We start from the raw sequence: 12,634 nt of genomic DNA on the forward strand, positions 1-12,634 counted from the left end.
GGTTGGCGGGGGTCTGGTTGCCGTGGGGAGCCTGTCCAAGCCTGCCCTCTCGCTCAAGTCAGGGCCCGTAACTACAGAATCCACTACACCCGCCCGCCCGGTCGCTGCCAAGTGCCCGAAAGCATAGGGGAAAGGTGCCGCTCTCCCACTATTCAAGACGTAGGGGATGGGAGCGGGACGGGTCGCAGGCGGCTTACCGGGTCCGGTCGGCTGGTGGGTGACGTGGCGTGGAAGGCCAGCAGCTACAGACCGGGCAGGGGGAGGGGGCCCGGGTATCGACCCCCAGGGAAAACGCCATGAGGGCGCCGGGGGCCCCAAGAGAGGTTTTTGACTCCTAAATGATTAAACGATAATTCCCCATGCGATTACCCTACCGCTCGCCAGCCCGGGTGCTCGGTACTGGCTGCTTCATCAAGGATTATTACATCAATGGGGTAATGCCGAATGGGCGAGCAAGCGAGCGCAGCCAGCAGCCGGTTCATCCCATAGGACACTTCAACATCTTCTTGTGACTCGGAGAGTTCATCTTGAATCAAAATCAAGCTCAAGCGCTTCAGCGGATAATCGAACAGGCCAGCGCCCAGCTTTCGAATCATCAAGGATCACTCGTTCCGGCTTTGGGTATGGCCATCACGGTCGCCGAACATCTAGGCATGAAGGACGAAAAGCGATGGTTTGAACATGAGCTTTCGGGCTACGCAAAGGGACGGCGAACTGCTGGACCCATGATGCTTGGGGATGTGCTCGGAGTTGCAGAAAACAGCGATATTCCGGAGCGAGTTGCACGCTATCGGCGTGTGGAGGGGAGTTTTTACATCGCGACTAGCAGCAATCCTGCGCGAGATATGCCGTATTTGCATTTCTTCTACCAACCGATTGCCGAAATTGAAGCGCTCCTGCAACAACAGAGTCAATCGCAAGGGCAATTCACGGTCACCATTCCCTGGAATTCCCTCCCCCCAATTTATTCCTCTGGCCTAACGGAGCTTCTCGTCGCTCCCCAATCTGTCACGGTGTATTTCAGCCCCCTTCAGCTTGCTGGGATACTGTCCGGGCTTCGGGCCGAGCTGAGTCGCTTCTTTCCTACAGCGCGTCTCTTGGTGGAGGCCAACTTGCCGCCACCCGCGCCGCCTATTCCAGTTTCGACCAGCACCACGACAACAGGGAATATCACTGGTCAGACGATTACTATCGTGACCGCCTCCGGATCTGCGAAGGTCGAGGCGTCATCGGTATCGAAGACCGATACATCGTCAGCAATCGCTACGCTTCGCGAAGAGGTTGCTGCAATTCAAGACCTCATAATTGGCAACAGAAAGGAAATTCTTGAGTTCGAGCGACAGCAGGACGACATCAAGCTGACCCTCAACAAGATTGTTAATCGGATCGAGGAACGCCTCGCAAACAAGCCGGTCGTAAACAACGAAGAACTCACAAATGCGGCAGTCGAGGCCACAAAGGAATTGGTGATCTCAAAAGAGGTCGACCCAACCATGCTCAAGCAAATTTCTCGGCATGGAATCACACAAAGCTTGGTGGCCTCGGTGATCTTTGAAGGCATTCAGCAGGCTTGGCCCTATATCCAGGCGTTCGCGAAAACCCTTGGTGGCCCGTAGCGGCCTCCAGATTGATTGCGGTTCTGACTTCTGCCCCCCGGAGCGTGCTTGGTTTCTACTTTGCCCGCTCAGATGCTTCCATGAGAAGCAGTTCACGTAGGGAGGGGCCCCATTTCAGGCTACGGATGCGGCACCCACGTAGCAGGAATGCCGTTGATGACCGCACCCCCTTCCCTGATGTCGCCGGGAAGGGCCCGCCAAGCCTCGGAGGCTATGCCGGGGTGTTCCATACCCCCGGGCCCGCAGCGACGCTCTACGGGGCTCCTACGATTTGTGGCTTGCCCCCGAGCGCCCAGCCCCGAGCCGGTCACGCCTCCGGGGGCGGACTGTCGAGGCCCCGTAGCTGTTCCTCGGCCGCCTCTCGGTATCGCGGCACGACCTCCACGGCGAGCACGTCACGCATCTGCTGGCGGGCCCCTTCAAGGTCACCCGAGTCCCGGAGGCTCGTCATCCGGTACATCGAGCGTAGGAACCGGCTTTGGGCCTCCCGGAAGCGGGAGAGAATCATCCCCATGATGGCCTCGGCGCCTTCCGGGCTCTTTAGAGCCTCTTCCGTCTCGGCCTCGCTGATGGCTGCCGTGGGGGCGGTCCGGCGTAGAAGGGCGCGCAAGTCCTCGGTGAAATCCAGGGACTGCCCCTGCTGGATGCGTTGCGCGAGAACGGCGAGCTGCGGCCGGTCGGGCAGGTCCGGATTGAGCCGTCCGGTTGCGAGCACTTCCGAAAGCCCGGTGAATTGATCGAGCAGGGTTTCGGCCTGCTCCCGGTAGAGGGGCACAACCTCCACGGCGAGCGCGTCACGCATGAGTTGCCGCGCCCCGTCGAGATCGCCCGCGTCCCGTAGTTCGTATGCTCGGCTTCGGGCCCTGCTGAGTCGCCGCGACCCCTCCCCGATGCGGTGACGAATCTCCCTTAGCAGCGTCGTTGCGGTGGGCAGGGTGCGCAGAGCATCTTCCGCGTCCTGCTCGCTGATGGCCACCTCTCGGGCGCTCTTGAGCAGCAGGGCCCGGGTATCTTCCGAAAGCTTCAGCGTCTCGCTACGTTCCAGGACCCTCTGAGCCAAATCCCGAATGGGGTCCCAGTTGATTTCGTCGGACACGGCTTCTCACCTTATTCCCGGGGTTTGCACATATCTTCGGGCCATTCATGCTGCCCTTCGCAACGTCGCAGGCAGTCGTGGCAATTGCCTGTCCAGCGGTCGTTTATGCAATCGTAATAACCTCTGATGCACTCTTGCTTCCACTCGGGAAGGGAAGCGTTGTTCGCGAAGTCGTCAACATCGGAACCGGTTCGCACGGCTCGGAGCACCTGCTCAACCTCGGATTGCGTGGCTCCGCAAGCGCCTACCGGGTCCTGTGGATGCTTCTTGATACAGCACGTCATGGTGGAGTCACCAGGGCGGCAGTCCATTGTGGCCGCTTGCGCCAAGTAGGTGGGCCGGTTGCAGTGCGTCCCACCGGAGCAGGTGGAGTGCGCCCTGCTGGCCGAGCAACCGGACGCGAACAGTCCCAAAAGCAGGGCCCCAACTACGAATACAACGGAACTCAAGTGTTTCATGCGGCTAGCGTAGAGCAGTCTCTTTTCGAGACGCTATGACGGGCCCGCTCACAGGGGGCTGGCCGCTCGCGCCCCTTATCTGGTAGGTTAACCCGCGATATGCGGAACTTCTTACCTCCCTGGTCTGCCCTGCTTGTCGCCCTGATTGCCTCTGTGGCTGTGGCCAAGGGACGCGAGCCCGTCTCTCGTAGCCTCTATCTTTCGGACGAACCAAAGGCGGAAGTGCCTTCGATTTACGTCGCGGGTGAGATGGTGACCGTCCTCCGTTTCGAGAAACCTTGTGACCGGGAACGAACGAAGATGCTGGGCTGGGAAGGCCGCTTCGAGCCCGTGGAATGCGTCGGGAAGAAGGTGCTCGTAGAACCGCTCAAAGACCTCAAGCCCGAGGATGGTTTTCTGTTGGTGGTGACGCTCTCTGACGGGAAGGAACTGCCCTTCACCGTGACAGCTCGAAACGAGCAGTTTGACCATCAGGTGAACGTGTTCCCGGACAATGAGACCAAGGGCGCGCTCAAGAGTCGTCTGACGTATGCCGAATCAAGGGAGCGGATTCTTGAGGAAGAGAACGAGCGTTTCAGGAAGGAGGCGTCCTCGATTGACCATGCCCTTGCAGCACTCTTGGCAAGGGACGCGTTGAAAATGACCCCCTTCGTCAAGCAGTACGTCTCGCTGGCGAAGAACCCCAGGGGTGCTGAAATCTTGGTGACCGCCCTTACGAGTAAGAAGCCCAATAAGGTCGCCGTCATCATCAACTTGAAGAACAACAGCCCATCCGAGACTTGGAGCCTGATGGAAGCGCGCTTGGTGGCCGAGGCGAGCGGGGAGCAAAGGCCGTTTGCCCTGCGTGCTACCCAGGAATCCTGGGGGCCCGGTGGTGAAAGCGGGAAGATTGCCGTCGTCTTTGACGCGAGCGCATTTGACTTGAAGGATGGCCCCGACCGGCTCGTTCTAGAACTCTTCCGCCGAGGGAGCGGGGTTCGGGAGGCTTGGGTTTTTCTGGATCGACACATGCTTGGGCTGTAAACCCGGTTCACATGGCTCCGACCTGCCCGTCGTTTCTTGCCTCTGTCGTTCTGTTGTGCATGTGCTCCGGCTGTACGACCCCAGGTGGCGTTTCCCTTCGCTCGGATGGGAGCCCAGGCCCACAGGAGTGCCCGGAGGAGGCGATCAAGGCTATGCGGATTCTCAACCTGCGCGTGGGGGACGGTGCGGTCGTAGACCTCGATGTCAATCAGGCCCTCACCAGCCCCATCACTCTGTACGATGGGCCTGTGGAGAGCATGTTGTCCGAAAGTCTCGGGCCCCTTGCGCCGGCAACCCGTCTCTACGGGCGGGTGTGGACGGGGGGCCCACAAGTTGTCGTCCGGTACTACGAAGCACACCCGCCGGACGGCGAGCCCTTCCCACTTTGCGCTGTGGCTCGGCTCGCTCACGGTCAGATGCAGAAAAAGCCCGAGTCCAAGCCCGGAACGGCCATCCTCGAATTCTCACGCGCTGGGGTCTTCGTCGTGAATTCGTTCCGTTGAACCGACCCACCGGGACACCCCTCCCGAACGACCCCAGTAGTCGGTTCACCTCGGGTGCGTGCCCCGTGTAGTGGGGAATGTAGCTGCGAGCGCCAGAGGAGACCTGAATTGATGGTTTTCGACCCCCCATCAATTCAGTCTAAGTGCCCGAAACTCTTGGAGAACCGTTTTTTCTCCCACTAAGAGAGGGACAGGGTGAGGGTATCTCGGGCCCCGGGTTGAACCCATTCTCGGAGTAAGAGGGCCCCGTGGACTCCTCTCCTCCCATGCGCCCGGGCCTCGTGTGGTTCATGGCCGCCGCCGCGGGCCTCTCGGTCGCGAACCTCTACTACCATCAGCCTTTGCTCGGAGACATCGGGCGGACGTTCCAGTCCTCGGACCGGGCGCTGGGATTCATCCCCACCGTGTCCCAGGTGGGCTACGCGCTGGGCCTGCTGCTCATCGTCCCCCTGGGAGACAGCCTCGAGCGGCGGCGCATCATCGTCATCATGTCCACCCTGGTGAGCCTCGCCCTCGTGGGTGTGGCCGTGGCCCCGAGTCTTCCGTGGATGGTGGCCGCGAGTGGCCTGGCCGGTGTGACGACGGTGGTGCCCCAGTTGCTGGTGCCCTTCGCCGCGAACCTCGCGCCCGCGGCCTCGCGGGGACGCGTGGTGGGCACGGTGATGAGCGGGCTGCTCATCGGCATCCTGCTGTCACGCACCGCCTCGGGCTTCCTCGGAGTGCGGTTCGGCTGGCGGGCCATGTTCTGGATCGCCGCGGCGTTGAGGCTGCTGCTCACGGTGGTGCTGCGGCTCACGCTGCCCAGGCAGCCCGTGAGCGCTTCCCTGCCCTACCCGGCCCTGCTGCGCTCGCTGGGGACGCTCGTGCGCGAGGAGCCCGTGCTGCGTCTGCACTCGCTGCTGGGCGCGCTCACCTTCGGAGGATTCAGCGCCTTCTGGGCCACGCTCGCGCTCCATCTCCAGGCCATGCCCCAGCACTACGGTCCCCAGGTGGCGGGACTGTTCGGAGTGGTGGGCGTGGCGGGCGCTGTCGCCGCGCCGCTGGCGGGCCGCTACGCCGACGCTCGCGGAGACCGGCGCGTCAACGCGCTCTCCATTGGCATTCTGTTGATGTCCTTCGCCGTGCTCGGCGTGGGGGGACAGTCACTGTGGGGACTCGCGCTCGGCGTGGTGCTCCTCGACCTGGGCGCGCAGGCCAACCACATCTCCAACCAGGCGCGTGTCTACGCGCTGCGCCCCGAGGCCCGGAACCGGCTCAACACCGTCTACATGGTGACGTACTTCGCGGGCGGTGCCTCGGGTGCGTGGCTGGGGAGCATGGCCTGGAGCCACTGGGGATGGCGTGGCGTCTGTGCCGTGGGCGGGGCCATGGCACTCGCGGGATTGGTGGCCCTGGGAGTCGCGGGGTCGCGGCGGCCGTAGACCCTCACCCCGTGTTGCGCATGCCCGCGGCGATACCCGCCAGGGTGAGCAGCAGGGGGCGATCGATCTTCTCCGCCCCCGCCCTCTTGCGCCGCAGCAACTCCACCTGGAGGAAGGACATGGGGTCCACGTACGGGTTGCGCAGGGAGATGCTCTCACGCAACTGCCGGTTGCTCTCCAGGATGCGCGCCTCGCCCGTCACGCGCTTCACCCAGCGGCGGGTGCGCGAGTATTCGGCACGGATGCGCTCCCACAGCGGACGCGTGGACTCCGGCGCCAGCGCCGCGTAGCGCGAGGCGATCGCCATGTCCGACTTCGCGAGCACCATCGCCACGTTGTCGATGACCGTGTGGAAGAAGGGCCACTGGCGGTACATGCGCTTGAGCTGCGCGAGCCCCTCGGGCCGCGAGCCGTACTCCTCCAGCGCCGAGCCCACGCCGTACCACCCCGGCAGGATCGCTCGGTTCTGCGTCCAGGCGAACACCCACGGAATGGCGCGCAGGGACTCCAATCCTCCCGCGGAGCGCTTGCTCGGCCGCGAGCCGATGGGCAGCGCGGCGATCTCCTCGATGGGCGTGGCCGCCTGGAAGAACGGGACGAAGTTCGGGTCCTCCCAGACGAGCCCCCGGTAGGCACGGCGGCCCAGCTCCGCCAGCTCGTCGAAGGCCGCGCGGAACGGCGCCTCCTCCTCGGAGGCCACCCGCGGCTGCGCGTCCAGCGAGTGCAGCAGCACCCCGCTCAGCACCAGCTCCAGGGTGCGCTGGGCCAGCTCGGGCCGGGCGTACTTGTGATCCAACGCTTCACCCTGCTCGGTGGCCTTGTACGTGCCCGCGACACTCCCGGGAGGAAGCGCGAGGATGGCCTCGTGCGCGGGACCGCCGCCCCGGGCCACCGTCTCCCCGCGTCCGTGGAAGAGCCGCAGCTGAACCCCCGCCTCGTGCGCCACCCGGGTGAGCGCCGTCTGGGCCCGGTAGAGCGCCGCGCTGGCGGCCAGCAGCCCCACCTCCTTGCCCGAGTCGCTGTACCCCACCATCACCTCCTGCACGCCACGGGCTTGCAGGTGCTTGCGGTACTCGGGGTGGGCGAACAGCTCGCGCAGGACGCGAGGCCCGTCATCGAGCGCGCCGAGCTGCTCGAACAGCGGCACCACGTCCACGGTGGCGCACCCGCGGGCCTCGTCCCACAGACCGGACTTGCGCGCACAGGTGAAGGCCGCGAGCACGTCCTCGGCGGTGGAGGCCATCGACAGGATGATCGTCCGGCAGCACCCCTCGCCGGACTCGGCCTGTGCCTCGCGCACCCGCTGCAGCACGGCCAGCAGCCGCGCCCCGCCCTCGGTGGGCTTGGGTCCTCCGTCCAACGACGCAGCGGCGCTCCGGGCGTCCTCCGCGGGCGCACGGGCCTCCAGCTCGGCCAGGTGGAAGCCCATGACCCGCACCCGGGCAATGAGCCGGCGCACCTGCCGCAACCCACCGTGCCGCGACTTCGCGTCGACGAGCGAGCGCTCGATGAGCTCCAAATCCCCCAGCATCTCCGCGGGCGAGCGGTAGGCGTTGGGAGCCAGCGCATCGGTACGGCCAGCACGACGGCCCTCGACGTAGACGAGGGCCGCCTGGAGGCGGGCCTCCATGAAGCGCAGCTTGCGGCGCCAGGGCTCGCCCGTGGTGCGCGAGCCGTAGCGGGCCATCACCTCCGGCAGCTCCGCGGCGTCCTTCTCGAGCGAGGCCCGCAGCTCCTTCGACACGTAGGCATGCTGCTCGGACTGGGTGAGCACCCAACCGAGCCGGTACACCTCGCCCAACAGGGCACGGAGGCCACGGGCGCGGTGGGCGCGCAGCGTGTCCGCTAGCACCTCCGGCGTCACCAGCGGGTTGCCATCCATGTCTCCGCCCACCCACGAGTGCAACCGCACCGGGGTGGCGAGCACGCCCAGAGGCTCGCCATAGGCGCGCTCGAAGGACCAGTCGAGCGTCTCCGGCATGAGCGCGAGCTGCTCGCCGAGCACTTCCTCCACGTACCAGAGGACGTTCTTCACCTCGTCGCCCACGGTGGGCCGCTCGCGGCGCAGCTCGTCCGTCTGCCAGAGGGCGGTGATCTCCTCGCGCATGGACGCGAGGGTGTCGGCCTTCTCGCGAGGCGTCAGGTGGCCCCGGTCACGATCCTCGAGCAACCGCGCCAGGTGGTAGACCTTCTGCAGCACCGTGCGGCGCGACGCCTGCGTGGGGTGCGCGGTGAGGGTGAGCGTCACCCGCATGGAGACGAGCAACTCCCGGACGCGCGAGGCGGGAACTCCCGCCTGCTTCAGCGCCTGCATCACCGCGTCGAGCGAGCCGCGCTGGGGAGCCTGGCCTCCACCGATGGCATGCTCGCGGGTGCGGCGGATGCGGTGGTGCTGCTCGGCGAGGTTGGCCAGGCGGAAGTAGGTGGAGAAAGCGCGGAGCACGGGCTCGGCACGCTCCAGGGGCATCTCCCGAAGAAGCGCGGCCAGCTCCGAGGCGGCGGCCCGGCGCTCGGATTTCGGGCCGCGGCGGCGCTGGATGGAGAGGCGCCGGACGCGCTCCTCCAGGTCGAAGAGGGCCTGGCCCTCCTGCTCGATGAGGACTTCGCCGAGCAGCCGGCCCAGGAGCCGGACGTCCCGGCGCAGCTGCGGATCCACGTGACGGATGGGAGGCATAGAGGAGGAGAACGTAATGCCGCACACGTACCTCGATCCACATCGGCAGTGAGCCCCCTCCACCGCCGTCCATATTGAGACAGGGTCTTCCGGCAGGGGGGCACGGCTTTCCGAGAAGCACCTCGGTTTTCCGAGGAGCCGCGGGTGGCCGGGCGGGGCTCCTCCAGAGTGGGGTCCGAGTCTGGCGGCTGGCGCTGAATTTGCTGAGACCCGCCCCGAGACAGCTCCTCAGGAGGAATCATGCGTCATCTGCTGTTCATCGCCGTGATGGGGTCGGGCCTGGGCCTGGCCGGGTGCGGACCCGCCGTCGTGGTGGAAGCGGAGGGAGACTCCAAGCCGCCGCTCTCCATCGGAAATGATCCCGTCGACATCAAGAGCGCCTCGCTCTCGGGAGACATCCTGGAGCTGTCGCTCTCCTACTCGGGAGGCTGTGAGCGGCACTCCTTCTGGCTCGAGTGGGATGGAATCTTCCTCACGAGCAGTCCGGTGCAGGTGCCGATCGTCGTCGGTCATGACGCCCGGGGTGACCGCTGCGAAGCCCTGCCCTCCGAGACACGGCGCTTCGATCTGACGCCATTCAAGGAGGCGTGGCGCCAGGGCCACCAGCAGACGGAGGGCTCCATGTCCATCCGCATCCAGGGCACCCCGCACTCCGTGCTCTACACGTTCTGAGCCTCGCGGCGGAGACTCACGTCCCGATGCGGCGCAGGGTGAGCAGCGGCCCGTCGTCCACCTTGCGTCCGGTGAGATCGATCACGCAGTCGAGCATCCAGTCGCCATGGCCCTCGGGGTCGAGGATCCGCTGCTGGGCCTCCCACTGCCGCGGGCCCGCCTCCTTGAGGAAGGTGTTGGCCGGCCGGCGTGCCTGCGGGGTGAGCACCACGCTCTTGCACTCCTCGAAGTAGGGCGTCATCGCCTCCCCGAGCTTCGTCACCGTCCACTGCTCCCCTCCCTCGTCCTGCCGCAGCAGCGCCAGCGCGTCCGGGTAGCGCCTGTAGGCGAGCGCCCGCAGCAACCGGTGCAGCTCGTTGCGCACGTGCGCCGCGAAGGCCCGGGGATCGTCCGTGAGGTCCTGCGGCTTGCGGTCCGGAGCCTCGGCCCGGCGCACCACCACCTCGCCCGGGTTCTTCATCCGCTCCCACTCCTCCAGGAGGCTCTGGTCCACGTAGCGGATCATCGCGCGCAGCCACTCGATGATCTCGTTGACCTCCTGGTTGCGGTAGCGCTCGGGCACCGTCTGGGTGAGCGCCTTGTAGACGTCACCCAGGTAGCGCAGCAGCACGCCCTCGCTGCGCTGCAGGCCGTACTCGCGCACGTAGTCGTGGAATGACAGGTAGCGCTCGTACATGTCGCGGACGATGGACTTGGGCCGGATGTTCTCCGCGCCCACCCACGGGTGCTTCTCCGCGAAGGCGTTGAAGGTGGTGTAGATGAAGTCCCGGTTGGGCTTGGGCCACTCGAGCTTCTCCAGCTCCTCCATCCGCTGGTCGTACTCCATGCCCTGGGCCTTCAGCTCGTTGATCTTGTTGCCCTTGAGCTCGTGCAGCTGGGCGTAGAGCACCACCTCCGGGTTCTCGCAGATGGACTCCACCAGCGTCACCACGTCCAGCGCGTACGTCTCCGCCTCGTGGTCCAGCTTGTTGAGCGTGTCCAGCAGGTAGAGCGACAGCGTCTGGTTGAGCGAGAAGTCACGCTGCAGCCCCGGCGCCACCATCACCGTGGCCCCCGAGCCGTCCTGCCCCTTCTGCACGATCACCAGACCCGAGTTGCGCAGGGTCCGGAAGCACGCCGCGGCCTCCTTCAGGTTGCGCCGCTTGATGTACTCCGAGCCGTGCGAGCGGAAGATGAGCCGCACCAGCCGCTGGTACCCCTCGGCGCCGCCCACCATCTCGCTCTGCAGCAGGTTGAGCAGGAAGCCGTGCGTCACCTCGAAGCGCGACTCCAGCGCCTCGGGGATTCCCGCCTGCAGCCGCTCGAAGGTGTTCTTGTCGTAGTTGACGAAGCCCTTCTGCGGCGGAGGCTTGCGCGGCAGCCGCTTGCCCCCCTTGGCCTCCTTCTGGGCGATCTTCACGTTCTCGATGACGTGCTCGGGGGCCTGCGCCACCACGCTGCCCTGCGTGTCGAAGCCCTTGCGGCCCGCGCGTCCGGCGATCTGCTGGAAGTCGCGCACGCTCAGCGTGGCCAGCTTGTCGCCGTTGAACTTGAAGAGCTGTGTGAAGAGCACCGTGCGGATGGGGATGTTCACCCCCACGCCCAGCGTGTCCGTGCCGCTGATGACCTTGAGCAGGCCCGTCTGCGCCAGCCGCTCCACCAGCAGCCGGTACTTGGGCAGGAGGCCGGCGTGGTGCATGCCGATGCCGTGGCGCAGGAAGCGCTGGAAGTCCTTGCCGTAGGGCGTGTCGAAGGACGCCTCCATCAGCGCCTGCCGGATGGCCTCCTTGTCCTCCTTGCCAGAGAAGTCCACGCTCATCAGGTTCTGCGCCTGCTCGGCCGCGGCGCGCTGCGAGAAGTTCACCAGGTAGATGGGCGCCTTGTTCAGCCGGATGAGGTCCTGGATGGTCTCGTGCAGCGGCGTCTCGCGATACTCGAAGTCCAGCGGCACCGGACGCAGCGCGCTGCGCACGCTGGCCACCTCCCGGCCGGTGAACTCCTGCAGCCGCTCCTCAATGAGGTGCGTGTCCCCGAGCGTCGCCGACATCATCAGGAACGTGGTGCGAGGCAGGGTGATGAGCGGAATCTGCCAGGCGATGCCGCGCTCACGGTCCGCGTAGTAGTGGAACTCGTCCATCACCACGTAGTCCGCGCTCAGCGTGGCGTCGCGCAGGGCCAGGTTGGCCAGGATCTCCGCCGTGCAGCAGAGGATGCGCGCCTCGCGGTTGATGGCCGCGTCGCCGGTGAGCAGGCCCACGTTCTCCGGTCCGAAGGCCTCGCACAGCGCGAAGAACTTCTCGTTGACCAGCGCCTTGATGGGACAGGTGTAGTAGGACACCTTACCTTCGGCCATGGCCTTGAAGTGGAGGGCCATGGCGACGAGCGACTTGCCCGAACCCGTGGGGGTCTTGAGGAACAGGTGCTTGCCGCCCAGGAGCTCGAGGATGGCCTCCTCCTGCGCCGGATAGAGGGCCAGGCCGGTGGACTCGACCCAGCCGACGAAGCGGCTGAGGATCTCATCGGAATCCAGGGGACCCTGCGAGCGGTCGGGCAGCAGCGCCGCGAGCGGCGCACGGGGGGTTTCGATCGTCACCATTGGTCAGGACTCTAGGCAGGAGGCCAGGCGGGCCGCCGGGAAAAATGCACGGCCCTGCCTGGAACCGACCAGAAGGAACAGAGGGCCCCCGGCCCTCCATTCCGAAGCCAGCTCAGCGCTCCGTCCCCGGCCAATCGCATCGCTCACAGGCCATGCGTGAGAACGAAGTCGTTGCCTTCGCGGATCCAGGAGGTTCCGCGCCTGTCTCCTCCAGGTGCCAGACGCCCACGACAGCGTCCGAGTCACAGAGGAAGCCGAGCGCACTCTCCTCCCGTCCTGTCTCCCACACACACGCCACCCACCGCTCCCCGCACTGCTGCACGCTCGAGGAGAAGTGGGGGCGTGGCGCCGTGTCCTGTCCCATGCGGGCGAAGATGCACTCACCCGAGATCTTCTGAAGCACCGCTTCAGGAGTCTGGTGGGACCTCGCCCCGATGGCTTCGACGGAGAACCCCTCCATCTGGGCGAGGTGGGCCTCGCCCAGACAGGTGTCAGCCCACCTCAACACGCGCTCGCGGCACCGTTGCGAAGGCTGTCCGCTCAGGACGGCGATCGTGGCACCGGCGAGCACGCCGAGAAGTCCCATGAGGAGGAGA

8 protein-coding genes are annotated in these 12,634 nt (G+C 65.7%); 4 read left to right on the forward strand and 4 right to left on the reverse strand.

Annotated features, from left to right (window positions below; all coding sequences use genetic code 11):
- Positions 1–527 precede the first annotated feature (527 nt).
- Positions 528–1,616, forward strand: a complete 1,089-nt coding sequence (locus BO221_RS54175; RefSeq protein WP_143195838.1) for a hypothetical protein — start codon at positions 528–530, stop codon at positions 1,614–1,616.
- 307 nt (positions 1,617–1,923) lie between these two features.
- Here the strand turns inward: BO221_RS54175 and BO221_RS33910 are convergent, their stop codons facing one another.
- Positions 1,924–2,712 carry a DUSAM domain-containing protein gene (locus tag BO221_RS33910; RefSeq protein WP_073565002.1) on the reverse strand — a complete coding sequence of 263 codons (789 nt, stop codon included), beginning with the start codon at positions 2,710–2,712 and terminating at the stop codon, positions 1,924–1,926.
- 557 nt (positions 2,713–3,269) lie between these two features.
- Here BO221_RS33910 and BO221_RS33920 point away from each other — a divergent pair.
- Both BO221_RS33920 and BO221_RS33930 read left to right on the forward strand, forming a co-directional pair.
- Positions 3,270–4,193: a DUF2381 family protein gene (locus BO221_RS33920; protein ID WP_073565004.1), complete on the forward strand. Its 924-nt coding sequence runs from the start codon at positions 3,270–3,272 to the stop codon at positions 4,191–4,193.
- 793 nt (positions 4,194–4,986) lie between these two features.
- Positions 4,987–6,117 carry an MFS transporter gene (locus tag BO221_RS33930; RefSeq protein ID WP_083681806.1) on the forward strand — a complete coding sequence of 377 codons (1,131 nt, stop codon included), beginning with the start codon at positions 4,987–4,989 and terminating at the stop codon, positions 6,115–6,117.
- Positions 6,118–6,121: 4 nt separating this feature from the next.
- On the opposite strand, the gene BO221_RS33935 is transcribed toward BO221_RS33930, so the two are convergent.
- On the reverse strand, positions 6,122–8,791 hold the full coding sequence (locus BO221_RS33935; RefSeq protein WP_073565005.1) for a phosphoenolpyruvate carboxylase: 2,670 nt from the start codon (positions 8,789–8,791) through the stop codon (positions 6,122–6,124).
- A 240-nt stretch (positions 8,792–9,031) separates the two neighbouring features.
- On the opposite strand from BO221_RS33935, the gene BO221_RS33940 reads away from it, so the two are divergent.
- Positions 9,032–9,463, forward strand: coding sequence for a hypothetical protein (locus BO221_RS33940; protein ID WP_073565006.1), 432 nt, complete (start codon positions 9,032–9,034; stop codon positions 9,461–9,463).
- 16 nt (positions 9,464–9,479) lie between these two features.
- On the opposite strand, the gene BO221_RS33945 is transcribed toward BO221_RS33940, so the two are convergent.
- Both BO221_RS33945 and BO221_RS33950 read right to left on the reverse strand, forming a co-directional pair.
- A complete protein-coding gene (locus BO221_RS33945; RefSeq protein ID WP_073565007.1) occupies positions 9,480–12,038 on the reverse strand; it encodes an RNA helicase in 2,559 nt (852 codons plus the stop codon).
- A gap of 112 nt (positions 12,039–12,150) precedes the next feature.
- A complete protein-coding gene (locus tag BO221_RS33950) occupies positions 12,151–12,624 on the reverse strand; it encodes a hypothetical protein (protein ID WP_143195839.1) in 474 nt (157 codons plus the stop codon).
- Positions 12,625–12,634 lie beyond the last annotated feature (10 nt).

The organism is Archangium sp. Cb G35 (assembly GCF_001896145.1).
Taxonomy (GTDB): Bacteria; Myxococcota; Myxococcia; order Myxococcales; family Myxococcaceae; genus Archangium; species Archangium violaceum.